We start from the raw sequence: 19,513 nt of genomic DNA on the forward strand, positions 1-19,513 counted from the left end.
AATCATGACCCTGCGGCCGACGGCCTGGCCGTCGCCTCAGAGCGCCACCGTGCGGAAGCCCGCGTTGCCCATGCTGGAGTCGGGCGTGTTCGACGATCGGGCGGCGTTGCGGTAGCGGTTGCAGTAGGAGTCGTGGCACAGGTACGAGCCGCCGCGCAGGACCCGGAGCCTCGGGGCGACCCGGGAGCGCGGGTCGTGGACCCGCGCGCGGGCTCGTTTGGCGTACGCCCGCGGGTCGAACGGGTCGTCGCACCACTCCCAGACGTTGCCCACGGTCTGCCAGAGCCCGGACCCGTTCGGGCGGTAGGTGCGCACGGGCGCGGTGCCCGGCCAGCCGTCCTCGGCGGTGTTGTGATCGGGAAAGGAACCCTGCCAGATGTTGGCCTGCCAGTCGCCCCGCGCGTCGAGGAGGTCGTCGCCCCAGGGGTAGCGGGCGCCTTCGAGGCCGCCACGTGAAGCGCGTTCCCATTCGGCCTCGGTGGGCAGGCGCCGCCCGGCCCAGGCGCAGTAGGCCTGGGCGTCGTTCCAGGTCACGTGCACGACGGGATGATCTTCACGGTCGAGCAGGTCGGAGCCGGGGCCCTCCGGACGCCTCCAGCTCGCGCCTTCGACGGCGAGCCACCAGGGAGCGCGCGGCGAGCGGCCGATGACGTCCGCCCGCGGGTGGACCAGCGTGTGGAAGACCGCCGACATCCCCGCGAGCTCCGCCTCGGTGCGATAGCCCGTGTCGCCGGCGAAGCGGGCGAAGTCGGCGTTGGTGACGGTGGTCGCGTCGATGTCGTACGCGTCGAGCGTCACCTCGTGCACCGGCGACTCGCCGTCCCCGGCCAGGCCGTCGCCGAAGGGGTCGCCCATGCGGAAGGCGCCGGCCTCGACGCGGCACTGCTCGATCAGGTGGGCGCCGCGCCCGGCGGGAATCGGCTCGCGGCCCGGGGCGGCCGCCAGGTGCGGCATGCAGCAGGAAGAGGGGGCGGACCTATCGACAGGGGGTGACACTTGTGTCATGGTATCACCATTCCACTTGTGGCACGGTTAACTCCGTTACAACGACGGGCACATTTGATGAAGCTTGAGATTCTGCTGCTCGGCGCGCTGCTCCATCGCCCCAGCACCGGCTATGAGCTGAAGAGGTTCTTCGACACGCACGGCCGGTTCATGCGCTCGAACACCACCATGAGCCAGGCGTACCGGACGCTGGCGGCGATGGAGGAGCGCGGCTGGGTCGAGCACACGATCGAGGAGCGCGCCGGGGCGAGCAACGCCAAGCGCTACCACGTGACCGAAGAGGGCCACACGGTCTTCACCGACTGGTTGACGCGCCCGTACAACCCGCCCACGCGCTTCCAGGACCCTGACCTGTACGCGCGGCTGGGTAGTGCCGGGTTCATGACGGTCGAGCAGGTGATCGGCATCCTCGACGTCGAGATCAACACCCGGGTGGCGGAGGTCGCGCGGTACCGCCACCGTGACCGCAGCCGGTTCGACGAGCCGCCGCGGGGCTACGACGCCGAGCTCGGCGGCCAGATGGACGAGTGGCTCCACCGGCGCGGGGCCGAGGCGATGGACCGCCACATCGCCTCGCTCATCGAGCTGCGCCGGAGGCTCCTCGACGGAGAGCCGATCAACACCGATCACGCCGAGGAGGCGACGCGATGAGAGCCATCATCCTCATGTTCGACAGCCTGAACAGGCACATGCTCGCCCCTTACGCCGACACCTTCGTCGACGCGCCCAACTTCGCGCGGCTGGCGGCCAAGGCGGTGACGTTCGACAACTTCTACGCCGGGTCGCTGCCGTGCATGCCGGCGCGGCGTGAGATGCACACCGGCCGGTACAACTTCCTGCACCGTAGCTGGGGCCCGCTGGAGCCGTTCGACGACTCGATGCCGGAGCTGCTCAAGCGGGCGGGCGTGCACACGCACCTGGTCTCCGACCATCCGCACTACTGGGAGGACGGCGGCGCGACCTACCACACCCGCTACAGCACCTGGGAGTTCTTCCGGGGCCAGGAGGGCGACCCGTGGAAGGGCGTGGTCGCCGACGACGGCGCCCCGGCGAGCCCGTACGGGGCGATGAAGCGGCAGGACGTGATCAACCGCACGTACATGCCGACCGAGGCCGAGCACTCGCAGACCCTGACGGTCGACGCCGGTCTGCACTTCCTGGAGACCAACGCCGACGCCGACCGGTGGTTGTTGCAGATCGAGCTGTTCGACCCCCATGAGCCATTCTTCACCCACCAGCACTACAAGGACCGCTACCCGCACGACTATGACGGGCCCGCCTTCGACTGGCCGCCGTATCAGAAGGTGCTGGAGCCGCAGGGGCAGGTCGAGCACGCCCGCCTGGAGTACGCCGCGCTGGTGTCGATGTGTGACCGCTCGCTCGGCCGGGTGCTGGACTTCATGGACGAGCACGCCATGTGGGACGACACCCTGCTCGTCGTCAACACCGACCACGGCTTCCTGCTGGGCGAGCACGGCTGGTGGGCCAAGTCGGTGATGCCGTGGTTCAACGAACTGGTGCATCTGCCGATGTTCCTGTGGGACCCGCGGACCGGCGGGCGGGACCGGCGGCGGGGTGAGCTGGCGCAGACCATCGACATCGCGCCGACCGTGCTGCGCTACTTCGGCCAGGAGCCCACCCCTGACATGCAGGGCGCGGACCTCGCCCAGGACGGGCCGCTGCGGGAGGGTGCCCTGTTCGGCATCCACGGCGGGCACGTGAACGTCACCGACGGCCGCTACGTCTACATGCGCGCGGGCAGGGTGGCGGCCAACGGGCCGCTGGAGGAGTTCACACTCATGCCCACCCACATGCGCAGCAGGTTCTCGGTGGCGGAGCTGCGGGACTGGGAGCCGGCCGCGCCGTTCGCCTTCACCAAGGGCCTGCGCACGATGCGGATGCCCGCCTCCCCGAGCTGGATGAACCCGTGGCAGCACGGCACCCTGCTGTTCGACCTGCACGAGGACCCGGCGCAGGAGAGCCCGATCGTGGACGACGACGTGGAGCTGCGGATGATCGAGCTGCTGCGCCGTCTCATGGTCGAGACCGACGCCCCGCCCAGCCAGTTCGAGCGCCTGGGCATCCCGCGCGAGGGCGCGGTCACCCGCGAGCACCTGCTGGTCCGCGAGCAGCGCGAACGCGCGGCGGCCGTCGCCGTACCGCTGCCCGCGGGCGCGGAGTTCCAGGCTCCTGCCCTGCTCCGCGCGCCCCTCCTGGAGCTGCTGGGCGTCACCGGCGCCAAGGACGTCCTCGCGCAGGAGGCCCCGGCCCTGGTCCAGTCGGAGCTGCTCGCCGCCCCCGCCCCCATGAGCCTGCTGGACCTCGCCCGTCTCGGCTTCGTGCCCGCCGCGCTCCTGCGCCGCATCGACGAGCAGTTCGGCCTTCTTACGGCAACACCCGCCGCCTCGATCGACTGAGGCGACGGTCTCTCTATCGCAACACTGCAGACAGGGGCACCGCATGGATGCCAGCGCCTCCACCGCGTCCGTACAGCCAGGAGCGGCTCAGGCCGCCAACGTCCCCCATCGCTGGCGCAATCTCGCCGTCCTTTCCGGCGTGAGCGTCGTCGACAACACCGAAGCCGGTCTCATCAACACCGTCTTCCCCACGCTCGCGGCCGCGCTCCGGCTCAACAGCGGTCATCTCGGCATCATCGCGGCGCTCGGCAAGATCGCCAGCGTTCCGGCCGGCCCGTTCTGGGTGTGGCTGTCCAGCAAGATCGGCCGTCGTGGCGCGCTGGTCGCCACGACGGTGACCGGCGGCCTCTTCGGCATCGCCGCCGGTTTCTCCCAGAACTTCGTCCAGCTCCTCATCTGCTGCACCCTCATGTCCGCCGCGGTGATCGGCGGCTCGCCCATCGCCATGGCCGTCATCGCCGACTCCTTCGCCGACGAGCAGCGGGCCCGGGCGAACGGGATCTTCTTCGGTACGCTCCAGCTCGCCGCCATCGTCCTCGCGCCCGTCATGGCCGTCTTCGTCGGACTCGAGGACGGCTGGCGCTGGGCGCTGTGGACCCTCGGCGGCGTCTGCATCGTCGCCGGGTTCGTCGTCGCCGCCTTCTTCGCGGATCCGGGCATCGGATCCTCCGAGAAGCAGCTCGCCGACCTCGCGAACGAGGACCGGACGAAGGCGAAGGTCACCGTCGCCTCCGTGGTCGGGCTGTTCCGCATCCCCACGTACACCGTGATGATGGTGAGCCGGCTCCTGTCGGGCCACCTGCTGATCGCCATCTTCGGCGTGCAGTTCCTGGTCACCGAGCGCGGCATCGACAACGCCACCGCCATCCTGGTGGCGCTCCCGTTCGGCATCGGCTACAGCGTCGCCACGCTGAGCGCAGGATTCATCCTGCCCCGGCTCGACCGGCTCATGCCGAGCAGGGGACGCGTCCTGGTCCTGCAACTGGCCCAGATCCTGTTCGCCGTCATCGCCTTCTTCGGCACGCAGTTCCGGTACGAGACGATCGCCACCTACGCGGTCTTCTGGGCCCTGCTGGGCGCCTGCCAGGGCCTGAACCCGCCGGTCAACCGGCCCATCGTGGCCGGCGTCGTGCTGCCGGAGCTGCGCGGGCAGGCGTACGCGATCTGGCTGACGGTGTTCGAGACGATCGCATGGGCGCTGTTCTCGCTCCTGGCCGGCTCGCTGGCGGCGACGCTCGGCATCCAGGGCGTGTTCCTGTGGGTGCTGGTCATCCTGATGATCGTCAACGGCCTCCTGCTCTCCATTCTGTACGTCACCTACCCGCGCGACACCGCCCGGATCGGGCAGCAGCTCGAACTCCGCCGCCGGCAGGCGCTGGCGGACTGACGCCCGGTCACGACGTCTCCCGGTGAACCACACTGGCCCAGACGTCGGGCTCGGCCGGGGGCGTGTCCTCGACCCCGAGGGCGTGGAGCGCGCGATGGGCGGCGTACCTGCCCAAACCCGCCACATCCACGCGCACGCTCGTCAGCGCGGGCACCAGCAGCCGTGCCAGGGGACTGTCGTCGTGCCCGACCACCGCGAGGCGGCCGGGCAGGGCGATCCCCGCGCGCACGGCCGCCCCCACGACGGCGGCGGCGACGTCGTCGTTGTAGGCGATCACCCCGGTGACGCCGGAGTCCACCCAGTCCCGTACGGCATCGGCCGCGGAGCCGTCCTCGTCGGAGACCGTCCGCACGTCGGCGATCTCGAGGCCGAGCTCCGCGGCACGCGTCCGCGCCAGGGAGGCGCGCAGGCCGGCGAGCAGCTCCAGGCGCGGCTCGCCCGTGCGGGCGACGGCCAGCCGGGCGTGCCCGCGCTCGTGGAGATGCTCCACCTGGAGGGCCGGCCCGGCCCGCAGGGACGGCACCTCGTGCAGCTCGGAGGGCTCACCGCCGCCGAAAAGCAGCCGCGCGCCCGCCTCCCGGCGCAGGACGTCGAGGTCGTCGCGGGGGAGGGGGACGACCGGGACGACGAGGTCGGGGTCGAGCGTCTCCCACAGCGGGCGGGAACGGCCACCCGCGTGCCGGGTCCAGGTCACCAGCGAGTAGCCGGCGCGGTCCAGGACGAGGGTCGCCTCCTCCAGGTAGCGGCGCAGGCTGTGCTCCACCGGCCAGTCGGGCAGGATGAACAGGACGATGCGGTTGCTGCCCCGGGCGAGCGCCTGGGCGGCGGCGTGCGGCCGGTAGCGCAGGCGCGCGGCCTCGGCCAGCACCTTGCGCCGGGTCGCCTCCGAGATCGTCTGGCCCGGGGTGTCGTTGATGACGAAGCCCACCGTGGCCCGGGAGATCCCCAGGGACCGCGCGATGTCGCTCGCCGTCACCCGTCGTTCCCGTCCGCCCATGGCCGCCCTCCCGTTTCCCGACATGTTCCCCAACACGGCACTTGCGCGCGCTAGTGCCCCAAGGTTAGCGTCGCATCGCTGGCAGCTAGCGCGCGCTAGCTGCCACTCATCCCGCAGGACAGGAAGGTCACGACATGACCGACGGACGACCCGTCGTCGAACGGCTCACGCTCGAGGAGAAGGCGCGGCTCGTGTCCGGCGCCAGTTTCTGGACGACCGCGGAGGTGTCGCACGCGGGCGTGCCTGCCGCGCTGCTCACCGACGGCCCGCACGGCGTGCGCCTGCAGCGGGCCGGGGTCGATCACCTCGGCCTCGCCGACAGCATGCCCGCCACGGCGTTCCCCACCGCGGCGGCACTGGGCTCGTCGTGGGACGACGGCCTCCTGCGCGAGGTCGGCGAGGCGCTCGCGGTCGAGGCAAGGGCGCTCGGCGTGGACGTGCTCCTCGGCCCGGGCGTCAACATGAAGCGCTCCCCGCTGTGCGGGCGCAACTTCGAGTATTTCGCGGAGGACCCGCTGTTGGCCGGCGTCATGGGCGCCGCGTGGGTCGCGGGCCTGCAGTCGCGCGGCGTCGGTGCGTCGGTCAAGCACTTCGCGGCCAACAACCAGGAGACCGACCGCATGCGCGTCAGCGCGGAGGTGGACGAGCGCACCCTGCGGGAGATCTACCTGCGCGCGTTCGAGCACGTCGTCCGCGAGGCTCGGCCGGCCACGATCATGTGCTCGTACAACCGGGTCAACGGCGTGTACGCGTCGGAGAACCCCTGGCTGCTCACCACGGTCCTGCGCGAGGAGTGGGGCTTCGACGGCTACGTGGTCTCCGACTGGGGCGCGGTGCACGACCCGGCCGCCGCCGTCCGGTCCGGCCTGGACCTGGAGATGCCGGGCACCGGGGGCCGCAGCGCCGCCGCCATCGTCGCGGCCGTGCGCGCCGGCGAGCTCAGTGAAGAGGTCCTGGACGTCGCCGTGGAACGCCTGGTGAGCACCCACGACCGGCTGCGGCAGGGGCGCGCGGAGGCGGCGCCCGACTTCGACGCGCACCACGCGCTCGCCCGCCGCGTCGCGGCGGAGTGCGCGGTCCTGCTGAAGAACGACGGCGGCCTGCTCCCGCTGGACCCGGAGTCCGGCGGCCCGATCGCGGTGCTGGGCGAGTTCGCGCGCACCCCGCGCTACCAGGGGGCCGGCAGCTCTCTCATCAACCCGACCCGGCTCGACGACGCCCTGACGGCGCTCCGCGGCGCGACCTCGCGTGAGGTCGCGTTCGCGCCGGGGTTCCGCCTCGACGGGACGCCCGACGCCGTCCTGCTCGCCGAGGCGGTGGAGGCGGCTCGCGGCGCCGCCGCGGTGCTGCTGTTCCTCGGCGAGCCGTCGGAGGCCGAGTCCGAGGGCTTCGACCGCGAGGACCTGGACCTGCCGGAGGCGCAGCTCCAGCTGCTCGAGGCGGTGGCCGCGGTCAACCCCTCGGTCGCGGTCGTGCTGAGCAACGGCGGCGTCGTGCTGACCGGCCCGCTCACCGAGCACGCGGCCGCCCTGCTGGAGATGTGGCTGGCGGGCCAGGCGGGCGGCGGCGCCGCGGCCGACCTGATCTTCGGCCACGCCGACCCCTCCGGCCGGCTGGCGGAGACCGTCCCGCACCGGCTGTCCGACACCCCCGCGCACGTCAACTGGCCGGGCTCGGAGGGACAGGTGCTCTACGGAGAGCGCCTCTACATCGGCTATCGCTGGTACGACCGCACCGGGCGGGACGTGGCCTTCCCGTTCGGGTTCGGGCTGTCGTACACCACGTTCGCCTACTCCGACCTGGCCGTGCACGTCCCCGACCCGGCCCGGCCCGAGGCCCGCGTCGAGGTCACGGTGACGAACACCGGCACGCGGGAGGGCGCCGAGGTCGTGCAGGTGTACGTCAGCGACCCCGTCGCCGACGTGGACCGTCCCGAACGCGAGCTGCGCGGCTTCCGCAAGGTCCGCCTGGCCCCCGGCGAGAGCGCCCGCGTGGTGATCGAGCTCGACGCCCGGGCCTTCAGCTACTGGAGCACCCGGCACGGGCAGTGGGTGGCCGAGCCGGGCGAGTACGGCGTGCACGTCGGCAGCTCCTCCCGCGACCTGCCCCTGGAGCAGCGCATCCATCTGGACGTGGAGTCACCGCGGGCCGCGCTCACGGCCGACAGCACGCTTCAGGAATGGCTGGCCCATCCCCAGGGCAGGAAGATCGTCGAGGAGACCCTGCTGAAGGCCGCGGACGGTGAGAAGAGCTTCTTCACCGACCCGGCCAGCCAGGCGCTGATCGCCCAGATCCCGCTGGCGACCCTCCTCAGCATGGGCGCCTCCCAGGGCGGGCAGCAGCCGCCGGCCATGGACGACCTGCTGCGGATGGCGAACTCCGAGGCCCCGGCGAGCTGAGCGGGCGGCCGCGCGGTGACGGTCGCCGCGCGGCTCAGAAGTTCAGGACGCGTCCCGCGAAGGAGCGGAAGCGGCCGACCAGGTCGACGTTGTCAGGGTCGAGCAGCCACTGCAGCTGCAGCCCGTCGGCCATCGCGACGAGCTGGTCGGCGAGCTCCTCGTGGTCCGCCTCCGGGTCGAGGTGCCCGGCCTCGGCCGCCGCCCGGAGCGATCAGCACCCCTCGTGCGCCGTCGTCGCCTTCAGGACGGCTCGGGGCCGTGATCAGGCCCATAGGATCGCCTCGCCATCGCCGCATTCATGCGGGTCGATCATCAGATCGGATTACAGGGAGGGCCACCTCTCATCGGCAGTGCCCGTGGCCGGGCTCATCGCTTGACCGGGACCGGCTTCCAGGCGGTGACGCCCAGGAGGTCCGTCGAGCCGAGGTCGAAGAGGCCGCTGACACGCTGCCGGCCAGAGCCGGTGGTGACGACGAGCGTGGCGCCGACCGCGGGCGGACGGGTGGTGCCGCCGTAGGTGTTGCGCCACGCCAGGGTGAAGGCGGCCGATCGGCCCGGCCGTACGGTCACCGCCTTCGGTCCGGGATCCTCGACCGCGGTGGTGACCCGCCGGGCGCCCCGGTCGATCTTCACCTTCAGCGGCTCGCCGTCCTCGTCCAGGAGCCGGACGCGCGGGTACCCCTCGACCTGCCGCACCGTGTCGCCGCAGTTGGTGAGCGTCACGGTCTGGACGCGCAGCCCCATCGCGGCATCGGGCGGTTCGGCGTACAGGAGCAGTCCCGAGCCGGCGCAGGACGGGGTCGGGGGCGGGGACCACACCGTCGGCGGTGGCTGGACCAGGGGGTGGCCGGGCGGGAGACCCGTCGCCGTGGGACGGGCCGGCGCGGCCCCGGCGCCGGGAGCCTGCGTGCCGCAGCCGGCGAGGCAGATCAGGGCGGCGGCGACGACGCAGACGCGCGCGGCGGGCGGGAGGATCATCGGCATCATTCTGCCGTGGAAACCCGATGCCGCGGCCGTCCGGGCGGCGCGGGCCATCCGGTTGTCCGGGGTCAGTCCACGGAGGTGTCCCATGCTTCCTGGCGTACCTCCAGGTGCGGGGAGGAGCGCAGGTCACGGAGGAGGTCGCGCCACGGGGCCGCCCACTCGGTGCGCTGCCCTCCCGACTGGGTGAGCATGAGCGCGAACAGGCCGCCGGACAGGTCACCGCGGCCGGCCAGACGCCGGGCCGCCGGCAGCGCGACCGCGATCGGCAGCGGTGGCCGCCGTCCGTACTCGCCGAACAGTTCCGAGACGGCCTTGCCGGCCGTCCGGGCGGCGAGCACCGGCCTGTCCGCGAGCAGGTCGGCCAGGGCGCACAGGGCGTCGGCGAGTTCGTCCCCGTCCGTTTCCCTGGGGATCAGGGCCACACCCAGCTCGGCCACCTGGGGCAGCAGGAGAGGCTGGGTGGCGAGCACGTCCATCGCGTCCCGGGCGAGCCGCCGCCGCCACGGCTCCGGCTCCTCTTCCAAGGGCCCGGCCAGTCTTCGGGCGATGGTGTCCACGCGTTGCCTGGCCGGTGTCCGCAGGTCCTCCCCGGGTACGGCGGCGGCCAGCCTGGCCAGGACGTCCAGCGCCTGGGACCGGATCGACCCGGCCCGCAGCAGCCCCAGGAACACCGCCATGCCCTCCCCGGTCGTCCCCGGATCGGCCACGGCCTCGATGATCTCGTCGAAGCCGCCCCGGTACCAGTGCGCCCACAGGGCGAACGCCTTCGACCCGCGGAAACTCACCCCCGGCAGGTCGGCGGCCATGAGGAGGCGCCGTACCAGGTCCGCGTAACGGGGGCGGGCGGCGGGGGCGTACTCCATCGGGTGGGCCTGGAAGAGCGTGCGCAGCATCGGCTCGCCGGCGTGCCGGCCGGCGGCGTCGCCGAGCGCGTCCAGGGTCCGCGGGTCCTCGGGGATCGTGCGCAGCACCGAGGCGAGGGCGACCCGTACGTCCCGGTGCAGCCCCGGGTCGGCCCACGCCCGCAGCAGCACGTCCACCGCGCCGGGCGGACGGTTGCGGCCCAGCTGGCGGGCGGCCAGCTTGCGCAGCGTCACCTTGCTGCCGGGGGCGGTCAGCGCCTCCTCCAGCAGCGGCCCGAGCAGGGACGGAGGCGTCGAACGGCAGCAGCGGGCCAGCGCGGCCACCGCGACGCGGGAGGCCGGGCCGCCGGCGTGGCCCACGAGCACGGGCACCGCGCGGGCGGGCTCGCCGGCGCGCGCCATGGCCGTGACGGCGGCTTCGGCCAGCATCGTCTCCTCCCGGTCCGCCCATGCGGCGAGGAGGTCCAGCCCGCCGCCGGTCCGGCCGGTCGCCTGGACGGCGGCCAGCCGCGCGGCGATGGGCAGCCCTTCGTCGTGGACGGCGGCGGTGAGCTCGGCGCGGACCCTTTCGCGCTGGGCGGGCGTCCATCGACCGGCGTCGCCGCCGTCGACCTGCGGCACCCACGCGGGGTCCGCGAAACGGCCGCTGCGGTGGCCGTCCAGGAGGGGGCGGAGGAGGTCGGTACGACGCCGGGCCACGGTCCGCCAGACGGCGGGCAGCGTCACGGCGGACGCGTCCTCCCGCACAAGCCAGAGCACCCGCTCCTCCCGCACGCTCCCGCTTCCTCCTGACCGCCCCTCCTGCTCGATCCCGAGACCGCTCGGCCGCTCCGGCGCTTGCCCCCCAGAGGCGGCTGCGGCACGAGTCGTCCGCAGGCGGCGATGAGGACGGTTCAGCCACAAGCCGGCAGCCTCGCGGGCCAGCGCCTCCGGTGCCGTGCGGATGGCGGCGCGCAGGTCGTCCTGGAGTTCGGTGAGCGCCCATGACCGGCGGCCGAGCACGTGGGCGAGGGCCACGGCCAGGGTGAAGTCCTCCCGCTCGCGTGCGGCACGAAGGTGCGGACGCAGCACCGCCAGTAGATCGTGCTCCTGACCCGCGCGCAGCACCCGGTCCAGGCGGTGCGACTCCGCGAGCGGGCCATGGGTGCGGTAGCGGCGGCGGCGGACGGGGGACGGCCGGGGCTCCCGCGCGGGCAGGCCGCTCGCGCCGTGCCGCGCCACGAGCCTCCCGTACGTGCCCAGCGCCCACGCCGTCAGCGCCGGCGCGGTGGCCGGGTCGTGGTGCCGCAGGACCCGGCCGGCCAGGCTCCGCAGCTCGTCCTGGGTGGCGAGGGAGGAGTCCGGGGCCTCGACGGCGTCCGCGGCGATGCGCTCCAGCGTCCCCGCGCAGGAGTCGTCGAGCAGCGCGGGCGGGACCTCCCGCAGAGCGGCCAGCAGATCCCGGCGGAGCGGGTCCTGTTCGTTGGCGGTGCGCAGGGCCAGGTCGGCGAGGAGCGCGTGGAGCGCCGCCCGGTCCCGGGTCCGGGCCGTGCACTGGATCAGCAGCGTCCTGGCCAGCCCGCGCCGTCGGGGGTCCCCGGCCACGGCGGCCTCGCGCAGCGGGCCGACGGCCTCCTCGTAGGGCAGGTAGGAGGTGAGCTTCAGCGGGATGTCCGGATTGTCCAGGCGGGAACGGGGCGAGTGCCACACCGACTCGTGCCAGGCCAGCATGCGCCTCGCCTCGGCCGCCGCCGACTCCGGAGGCAGCCATCTGAGGAACCGCATCGCCCACAGCCCGGTGGAACCGCCCCTCCGCGCGGCGACCGCCTCGAAGATCGCGGCCCGGCGGGCGGGCGGCAGCGAGGGCAGCACCGGGTCGAGCCGGTGTTCGGACGAGGCCAGACGCAGGATCTCCACGTCCGAGCCCGACCGCAGGTGGCGGAGCACCGCTTTCGCCGGCCCCTCCCAGCCGGTCGCCACGGGGTCGGCGAACAATTTCCCGGCTCGCGCGGCATCCACCCCGAACAGCGCGTTCACGACCGGGGCGGGCAGGCCGCGGAGGCTGTGACGCAGGTCGTGCCGTTCCAGCAGAGCCAGCATGCGGGCCGGCTCGGCGAGGGCCGCGAGCATCACGCCCGCTCCGCGGCGGCGCCACCAGCTCCACACATGAACGCCACCCGCCAGCTCCTGCTCGGCCACCGCCATGATCGCGCCCGGGTGCCGTTTGGCCAGCGCCGTCCAGGACGTCACCGCGTGGGCGACGTCCGGCAGCCATCGCGCGACGGTCTCGGCACCGCAGGCCGGCAGCAGCGCCGCCGCCTCGCGCGCACCCCATCGCGCGTGGACGTCCGGCAGGAGCGCTTCGGCCAGCGCGTGCCGGCGACCGAGCGCCAGCGTGCGATACAGCGCGAACCGCAGCTCGGCAGGGGCGTCCTCGAACGCCGCGGCCACCGCCGGATCCGGCACGGGCAGGGTCCGCACCGCACGCAGCGCCGCGCGCCGCAGCCCCATGTCCGGCCCGGCGAGAACCTCTCGGATGTGATCGAGGTCGCGCGCCGCCATGGCCACGTGCAGCGCCGTACGCCGGGCGTACCGATCCCGCGCGGACAGCTCGTCCAGGAGGACGCGCAGCTGGGAGGTGCCGGCCAGCCGACGGGCGTGGAGCGCCAGAGCCCGCATGCGCCGCGGGTACGGCAGAGGCGCGAAACGCGCCAGCAAGGCATCGGCGGAGATGTCGAGGGCCGGCTCCTCGGCCGGCTCCATGGGCCTCAACGGGCTGGGCGGAGACCGCCCTTTCCACAAGTCATGCCGACGATACTGGCCGATCACCGCCTCGCCGCGCAACCCCGGCCGCTCAGGGCGAGCGTCGCGACGGCCGAGGGGGAGGCGGTGAGCCACCCCGGCCATGGTTCCGTGGACGCCGGCCCTTTCGCAGGAGACGGCGGCCGAGACGAGGTCAGCCCTCGGTGTCCTCGAGCTGGTCCTGGGCCGGGTCCTGACGGTCATCGCGGGGCGGTGCGCAGCTCTGGCCGCAGCCGCCGAAGCGGGCCGTGTTCACCGGGGTGAAGTCCGCGGCCGGCACGTCCTCCAGCGCCGCCATCATGGTGTCCTTCCAGATCGGCCCGGGCACCGAGGCGCCCGCCACCGCGCCGAAGGTGCGGCCGCCGATCGTGACGCCGGTCAGCTTGTAGCGCTGGGAGCCGCGCGGGTCGCCCACGCTGACCGCTCCCGCCAGGTCGGGGGTGAACCCGGCGAACCAGGCCGTGGCGTACCCGTCCGTGGTGCCCGTCTTGCCCGCCGCCGGGCGGCCGATGCCGCCGACGCCGCGCATCGTGCCCTTGGTGAACACCCCGGACAGGACGTGCGCGGTCGCGTCGGCCACCTCCGGGTCGAGGGCCTTGCGGCACGACGGCTCGTACGAGGTCGCCTTGCCCGTGCTCGCCTCCGTCACCTTGGTGATGACCATGGGCGCGCAGTACGTGCCGCGTGCCGCGACGGCCGCGTACGCGGTGGCCACGGTCACCGGGTCCATCTCGTTGATCCCGAGCGTGAACGTCTCGTACTCCTGCAGCGGCCCCCCGTCCGCCCGCCTGATGCCGAGCGCCTTGGCCGTCTGAACCGTCTCGCACAGGCCGACCCGCTGCTCCAGCGCCATGAAGAACGTGTTCACCGACCCCCACGTACCGGTCGCGAGCGTCTTGAAACCGGGCGAACCCTCGTCGTTCGTGACCGTCCAGGACGGGATGCCCATGTTCTGGCCCTTGCAGTTCTTGAACGAGGCGTAGCCGGGGGCGGTGTAGGCGTTGGTCACGCTGATCCCGTCGTCGATCTTCATGCCCTGCGCCAGCGCCGTGATCAGCGTGAACGTCTTGAACGTCGAGCCCGCCTGGAAGCCGATCAACCCACCGTGCCGCTTGTCCGCCACCGGGTTGTAGGAGATCTCGTTCCGCTTGGCCGAGCGGCCGTAGGGGCGGCTGGCCGCCATCGCCTTGATCTCGCCGGTGCCCGGCTTGACCAGCGCCTCGGCGGCGACAGGGTGGTCCGAGGCGAACACGTGCTTCCTGATCGCGGTCTCCGCCGCCCGCTGCGCCTTCGGGTCCAGGGTCGTGTAGATCTTCAGGCCGCCGCTGGCGAAGCGCTGCTTCCTGGCCTGCTCGGTCCTGCCGAAGGCGGGGCTGGTGAGCAGCTCATGACGTACGTATTCGCAGAAGTAGGGATAGCGGCTGGCCTGGCAGCCATTGGGCGCCTCGACGCCCTTGTAGCCGAGTTTCGCCGCCTTAGCCCGCGCCGCCTGATCCGGTGTGATCCGGCCGAGTTGCGCCATCCGGTCCAGCACCACGTTCCGGCGTTCCAGCAGCAGCTTGCGGGGCTGCTTGCCGAGCCCGGGGTCGGTCCTGTTGGGGTTCTGGACGGCGCCGGCGAGGGTCGCCGCCTGGGTCAGGTTGAGGTCGGCGGCCGAGACGCCGAAGAAGCGCCGCGCCGCAGCCTCCACGCCGTTGGCGCCCGCGCCGAAATAGGCGATGTTCAGATATCGGCGGAGAATCTCTTCCTTGGAATACTTCTCCTCGACCCCCATCGCGTACCGCAGCTCCTTGAGCTTGCGCGCGTAGCTGGCCTCCAGCGCCTTGTTCTTGCCCTCCGCGGTGTCGGCCGAGTTCAGCAGGACCTGCTTGACGTACTGCTGGGTGATCGACGAGCCGCCCTGGGCGATGCCGCCCGAGCTGAGGTTCTTGGCCAGGGCCCGGGCGGTGCCCTCCAGGTCGAGCGCGCCGTGCTCGTAGAAGCGGTAGTCCTCGATGGCGACGATCGCCGTCTTCATCACGTCCGCGATCTGGTTCAGCCGCACTTCCTTGCGGTTCTCGGCGTAGAACTGGGCGATGCGGTCGCCCTCGGCGTCGTACACGACGGAGGTCTGGGCCAGGGGCGGCTCTTCGAGCTGGGCGGGCTTGAGATCAAGCATCTCGGTGGCCGAGACGAACAGGGAGCCTGTGCCGCCCACGGTGGGCAGCGCGATCGCGGCGACCACCGTGCCGGCGGCCACGGCCGCTCCGGTCAGGCGGGCAAGGCTCCACAAGGGGCTCGAAGGGGACATGGGCGTCATGACAGCACAGAGCCGTTCGCGCTGTCCAAGACTGATATGCCTTGATTGTCGATATTCGAATGGATATCACTGCAGGCCGGAACGCCGCCGTCCGGGGACGGCGGCGCTCGGCGTCGCGCATGTCACTCGCCGGTCATCGCGGCATGCATGCGCAGGTACGGCTCGGCGTCTTTCGGCCTGTTCTGGCGCTGCAGCGTACGGCCGAGGAGCAGGCAGGCGTACCCCTCCGCCGGGTCGCGCTCCAGCACCAGCCGGAGCTCGGCCTCGGCCCGGCCCAGCTGGGCCGAGTGGTAGTAGGCGCGGGCCAGCAGCAGCCGGGCCGCGAGGTTGTCCGGCGCGGCGGCCACCACCTGGGCCAGGATGCGGGCGGCCCCGATGTAATCCTGGGAGTCGAAGAACCGGCGCCCGCGCTTGTACTCCTCGGCCAGCTTCTCGATCGGCATGTTCACTCCTGTCCGGTGTGCGGAAGGCGCTCGGCGGGGATGACGCCCAGGCGGCCGGCCTGGTAGTCCTCCATCGCCTGAAGGATCTCGGCGCGGTTGTTCATCACGAAGGGGCCGTACTGGACGACCGGCTCGCGGATCGGCTGCCCGCCGAGCAGCAGCACCTCCAGGTTCGGCTCGGCCTGCGGCTGGGCCGGGTCGGCGGCGACGGTGATCGCCCCGCCCTGGCCGAAGACGACCAGCTGTCCCTTGCGCACCGGCGTGCGCTCGTCCCCGGCGTAGCCGTGTCCGGCCAGCACGTAGGCCAGGGCGTTGTACGCCGGGTTCCACGGCACCTCCAGCCGGGCGCCGGGGCTCACCGTGGCGTGCACCATCGTGATCGGGGTGAACGTGACGCCCGGACCGGCGTGGCCGTCCAGCTCGCCGGCGATCACCCGCAGTAGCGCGCCGCCGTCGGCCGAGGAGAGCAGCGCCGCCTGGCGACCGCGGATGTCCTGGTAGCGGGGCAGGTGGAACTTGTGCGCCTTAGGCAGGTTGACCCACAGCTGGACGCCGTGGAACAGCCCGCCCGAGACCACCAGGTGCTCCGGCGGCTTCTCGATGTGCAGCAGGCCCGAGCCCGCGGTCATCCACTGGGTGTCGCCGTCGGTGATCGTGCCGCCACCGCCGTTGGAGTCCTGGTGCTCGAAGATGCCGTCGATGATGTAGGTGACGGTCTCGAAGCCGCGGTGCGGGTGCCAGGGGGTGCCCTTGGGCTCGCCGGGCGCGTACTCGACCTCGCCCATCTGGTCCATGTGGATGAACGGGTCCAGCGCGGACTGCGGCACGCCGGCGAACGCGCGCCGTACCGGGAACCCCTCGCCCTCGAACCCGCTGGGCGCGGTCGTCACCGACTTCACGGGCCGCCGCGTGACGGTGGCCGGGTCGGGCGTGGCGACGCGGGGCAGGGCCAGGGTGTCAGCGGTGATGGCGGGCATGACCCCTCCTGTTTGGTTGAATCTTCAATCGGTTGCTCGCCACAACGCATGGGTGCCTCCGGGCATTCCCGGCCGCGCGTACCTTGGAGCCATGCGATCTGCCGTCGTCGTTCCCGGCGGGAATTTCGGGCCGCAGGCGGGCGTCACCTGGCGTCAGGGCGACGGTCAGCAGAACTCTCGCATGATGCGCATCAGCTCGTCGGGTCGCAGGGGCGGCTCCGGCAGCGGATGCGCCGCCGGGGCGCGGAACCCGTCGAGGATCAACGCCAGATGCCGCCGCCACACCTCGGGCCGGACGGCGGTGGTGGCCTCGACCGTGCGGGCGATGCCCCACGTCACGAACACCATGTCCTCCAGCGTGCAGTCGGGTCGCAGCACCCCGGCCTCGTGCGCGCGCTCGATGATCCGCGACATCATCGCGTAACCGAGTGCCGGGTCACTGGCCGGGGTGGGCTGCGGGCCCCGGCGTGAGACGAGGTCGTTGTAGCCGCGGTCGGCGGCCTGCAGCTCGCACACCCGCTCCAGGAAGTGCACCAGCCCGCTCCACGCGTCCGGCAGCGACAGGGCGTGCTCCGAGATCCGCACCACGGTGGCGGTGCGGTCGGCGAAGACGGCGTCGACGAGGTCGTCGCGGCTCGGGAAGTGGTTGTAGAGGGTGCCGCTGCTCACCCCGGCCGTACGGGCGATCTCGTCGAGGGGGACGTCCAGCCCGCGGGCGGCGAACAGCTCTCTCGCGGCCGTCACCAGCAGGTCGCGGTTGCGCTGCGCGTCTCTGCGGAGCGGTCTGGCGGGGGTCGGCATGAGGCCCATCGTAGGCGAAGTTGAGAACACTCCCAACTTGTGCGTATGCTTCCGGCACAGAAGTTGGGAGTGCAGTCAACTTAGCTGAATGCATTAAGGAGTCATCATGCCCAGAACTCTCGCCATCTTCGGCGCCGGCCCCGTCATGGGCCTGTCCCTCGCCCGCCGCTTCGGGCGCGAAGGCTTCCGGATCGCGCTCGTCGCCCGGACCAGGCCGAACCTCGACCACCTCGTCGCCGAGCTTGCCCGCGACGGCATCGAGGCGGCCGGATTCACCGCCGACGTCTACGAGCCCGGCCGGCTCGCCGCCGCGGTCGCGGCCATCAAGGAGGCCTATGGGCGGATCGACGTCGCCGAGTTCAGCCCCGGCGGCGGGAACATGGGGGAGGGGATCGCGGCGACGCTCGACGTCGACGTCGAGAACGCGCGGGTGATCCTGGACCGGTTCGTGCTCTCGGCGGTCGCCCTGGTGCGGCAGGTGCTGCCCGACATGGTCGAGCGGGGCGACGGCGCGATCCTGTTCACCGCGGGGCAGTCGGGGATCTATCCGACGCCGGGGCTCGGCAACGCCGGCATGGCGCAGGCGGCGCTGCGCAACTACTTCCACACCCTCAACGCCGAGCTCGCGGGCAAGGGTGTGTACGTGGGGGCGGTCAACGTGGGGGCGCTGATCGAGGGCAGCGTGCCGCACCGGGGGATCACCTCGTCCTCGGTGCCGCTCGAGTTCGAGCCGGAGGTGATCCACCCGGACGTCCTCGCGGACGGCTTCTGGGAGCTGTACGCGAAGCGGGACCGGGTGGAGGTGCTGGCGGGCAGCTTCGGTCAGTAGGCGGAAGGGCGGTCAGGACGACTGGACGGGCAGCCCCGCGGCCGTCCAGTCCTCGATCCCCTCGCGGTACTTGCGCACGTCGGTGTAGCCCAGCGCGGTGAGCCGGCCGGCGACCTGGCCGCTGTTCGGGCACGCCGGGTTGGAGCAGTACGTGATGATCGCGGCGTTCTTGTCGGGCAGCAGCGCGGATGCCTGGGCGTCCACGTCGGCCGGGGCCAGGGGGACGGCGCCAGGGAGATGCTGCTTGGCGTAGTACGCGCCGCCGAGCGCATCGACCACGGTCACCGTGCCCGCCTTGATGGCCGCCGCGAGGTCGTCCCGGGTGATCAGAGCGGTCATGTCATTGCCTCCAGAATAAGTCGGACTGCGGTCCGGTTACGTGGGTAAGACGTTACCGGACCGCAGTCCGATTTTGCAATCTGGGGCGGGCGGCTCCTCGTTACTTGCCGAATCCGGCGGTCAGGCCGGCCAGCAGCTGGCGGCGGCCGACCACGTACAGGATGAGGATGGGCACCGAGGTCAGGACGACGGAGGCGAGCACCGCGGGCACGTTGATGCTGTACTGGCCCTGGAAGGTCCACAGCGCCAGCGGCAGCGTGCGCTGCTCGGGGCTCTGGGTGAGGATCAGCGGCAGCAGGAACCCGTTCCAGATCGTCAGGGCGTTGTAGATGGTCACCGTCACCACGGCGGGCCTGGTCAGGGGGAGTGCCAGGTGCCAGAGCGTGCCGAGCTCGCTGGCGCCGTCGAGGCGCATCGACTCGAACAGCTCCTTGGGCACGTCCCTGATGAAGTTCGACAGGATCAGCACCGACAGCGGGATCGCGAACGCGATCGACGGCAGGATGAGCGCCATGGGCGTGTCGTAGAGACCGAGCTTGATGATGATCAGGTAGATCGGGATGATCGTGGCCTGGTGGGGGATGGCCAGGCCCATGAGGAACGCCGAGTTGGTCCAGCGCAGGAACCGCCCCCTGCCGCTGCGGACGATCGCGTACGCCGCCATGAACGACACCGCCACGGCGGGCGCGACCGCGCCGACCGTGACGACGACGCTGTTCATGAAATATCGGATGAAGTCCGACTCGATGACCATCTGATAATTGGCCAGCGTGGGCTCGGCCGGCGGCACGAGGGGGTTCTCGACGTAATAGTTGCTCTGCGACTTGAAGCTGGTGATGACGATCCAGTAGATCGGCACGACCACGACCGCCAGCCAGAACCAGGCGACCAGCCCACCCAGCCAGTTGGGGCGGCGGGTCACCCGTTTGGGGCCGGGAGCGGTGTGCCGCGCCGCCGCCTGCGAGGTGTTCTTCGCGAGGGTCGTCGTCATG

Annotated in this window: 15 protein-coding genes and 1 pseudogene; 5 read left to right on the forward strand and 11 right to left on the reverse strand. The window is 72.1% G+C overall.

The window, feature by feature from the left end; genetic code table 11:
- Positions 1 to 36 precede the first annotated feature (36 nt).
- Positions 37 to 954: a formylglycine-generating enzyme family protein gene (locus tag ACIHFD_RS59605; protein ID WP_397374518.1), complete on the reverse strand. Its 918-nt coding sequence runs from the start codon at positions 952 to 954 to the stop codon at positions 37 to 39.
- A 108-nt stretch (positions 955 to 1,062) separates the two neighbouring features.
- On the opposite strand from ACIHFD_RS59605, the gene ACIHFD_RS59610 reads away from it, so the two are divergent.
- From ACIHFD_RS59610 to ACIHFD_RS59620, 3 genes are read left to right on the forward strand one after another with little or no spacing between them, the layout of a single operon-like run.
- Entirely contained in the window at positions 1,063 to 1,656 is a 594-nt protein-coding gene (locus tag ACIHFD_RS59610; RefSeq protein ID WP_397374519.1) for a PadR family transcriptional regulator, read from the forward strand.
- Positions 1,653 to 3,422 carry a sulfatase gene (locus ACIHFD_RS59615; RefSeq protein WP_397374520.1) on the forward strand — a complete coding sequence of 590 codons (1,770 nt, stop codon included), beginning with the start codon at positions 1,653 to 1,655 and terminating at the stop codon, positions 3,420 to 3,422. Before ACIHFD_RS59610 ends, ACIHFD_RS59615 begins: the two co-directional genes overlap by 4 nt.
- Before the next feature lie 43 nt (positions 3,423 to 3,465).
- On the forward strand, positions 3,466 to 4,809 hold the full coding sequence (locus ACIHFD_RS59620) for an MFS transporter (RefSeq protein WP_397374521.1): 1,344 nt from the start codon (positions 3,466 to 3,468) through the stop codon (positions 4,807 to 4,809).
- 7 nt (positions 4,810 to 4,816) lie between these two features.
- Here ACIHFD_RS59620 and ACIHFD_RS59625 read toward each other — a convergent pair whose 3' ends face one another.
- A complete protein-coding gene (locus ACIHFD_RS59625; protein WP_397374522.1) occupies positions 4,817 to 5,806 on the reverse strand; it encodes a LacI family DNA-binding transcriptional regulator in 990 nt (329 codons plus the stop codon).
- 134 nt (positions 5,807 to 5,940) lie between these two features.
- Here ACIHFD_RS59625 and ACIHFD_RS59630 point away from each other — a divergent pair, with 134 nt between their 5' ends.
- On the forward strand, positions 5,941 to 8,205 hold the full coding sequence (locus tag ACIHFD_RS59630) for a glycoside hydrolase family 3 C-terminal domain-containing protein (protein WP_397374523.1): 2,265 nt from the start codon (positions 5,941 to 5,943) through the stop codon (positions 8,203 to 8,205).
- A 34-nt stretch (positions 8,206 to 8,239) separates the two neighbouring features.
- Here ACIHFD_RS59630 and ACIHFD_RS59635 read toward each other — a convergent pair.
- From ACIHFD_RS59635 to ACIHFD_RS59665, 7 genes and pseudogenes are all read right to left on the reverse strand, one after another.
- Positions 8,240 to 8,401, reverse strand: a pseudogene (locus ACIHFD_RS59635) (TetR family transcriptional regulator C-terminal domain-containing protein); the annotation flags it as partial.
- A gap of 170 nt (positions 8,402 to 8,571) precedes the next feature.
- Complete coding sequence (locus ACIHFD_RS59640; protein WP_397374524.1) at positions 8,572 to 9,183, reverse strand: DUF4232 domain-containing protein; 612 nt, start codon at positions 9,181 to 9,183, stop codon at positions 8,572 to 8,574.
- Between the two features lie 71 nt (positions 9,184 to 9,254).
- Positions 9,255 to 12,794: a hypothetical protein gene (locus ACIHFD_RS59645; protein WP_397374525.1), complete on the reverse strand. Its 3,540-nt coding sequence runs from the start codon at positions 12,792 to 12,794 to the stop codon at positions 9,255 to 9,257.
- Positions 12,795 to 12,987: 193 nt separating this feature from the next.
- Positions 12,988 to 15,123 (reverse strand): transglycosylase domain-containing protein, encoded by a 2,136-nt coding sequence (locus tag ACIHFD_RS59650; protein ID WP_397374526.1) that lies wholly within the window; start codon positions 15,121 to 15,123, stop codon positions 12,988 to 12,990.
- A gap of 131 nt (positions 15,124 to 15,254) precedes the next feature.
- On the reverse strand, positions 15,255 to 15,575 hold the full coding sequence (locus tag ACIHFD_RS59655; RefSeq protein WP_363985093.1) for a tetratricopeptide repeat protein: 321 nt from the start codon (positions 15,573 to 15,575) through the stop codon (positions 15,255 to 15,257).
- A 2-nt stretch (positions 15,576 to 15,577) separates the two neighbouring features.
- Positions 15,578 to 16,552: a pirin family protein gene (locus tag ACIHFD_RS59660; RefSeq protein WP_364266594.1), complete on the reverse strand. Its 975-nt coding sequence runs from the start codon at positions 16,550 to 16,552 to the stop codon at positions 15,578 to 15,580.
- A gap of 165 nt (positions 16,553 to 16,717) precedes the next feature.
- Complete coding sequence (locus ACIHFD_RS59665; RefSeq protein ID WP_397374527.1) at positions 16,718 to 17,353, reverse strand: TetR/AcrR family transcriptional regulator; 636 nt, start codon at positions 17,351 to 17,353, stop codon at positions 16,718 to 16,720.
- 106 nt (positions 17,354 to 17,459) lie between these two features.
- On the opposite strand from ACIHFD_RS59665, the gene ACIHFD_RS59670 reads away from it, so the two are divergent.
- Positions 17,460 to 18,182 carry an SDR family NAD(P)-dependent oxidoreductase gene (locus tag ACIHFD_RS59670; RefSeq protein ID WP_397374528.1) on the forward strand — a complete coding sequence of 241 codons (723 nt, stop codon included), beginning with the start codon at positions 17,460 to 17,462 and terminating at the stop codon, positions 18,180 to 18,182.
- A 12-nt stretch (positions 18,183 to 18,194) separates the two neighbouring features.
- Here the strand turns inward: ACIHFD_RS59670 and ACIHFD_RS59675 are convergent, their stop codons facing one another.
- The gene (locus ACIHFD_RS59675) at positions 18,195 to 18,521 is read right to left on the reverse strand and encodes a rhodanese-like domain-containing protein (RefSeq protein WP_397374529.1); all 327 of its coding nucleotides are present in this window, start codon (positions 18,519 to 18,521) and stop codon (positions 18,195 to 18,197) included.
- Between the two features lie 100 nt (positions 18,522 to 18,621).
- Positions 18,622 to 19,512, reverse strand: a complete 891-nt coding sequence (locus tag ACIHFD_RS59680; RefSeq protein WP_350741076.1) for a carbohydrate ABC transporter permease — start codon at positions 19,510 to 19,512, stop codon at positions 18,622 to 18,624.
- Between the last annotated feature and the right edge of the window lies 1 nt (position 19,513).

Source organism: Nonomuraea sp. NPDC051941 (genome assembly GCF_044593615.1).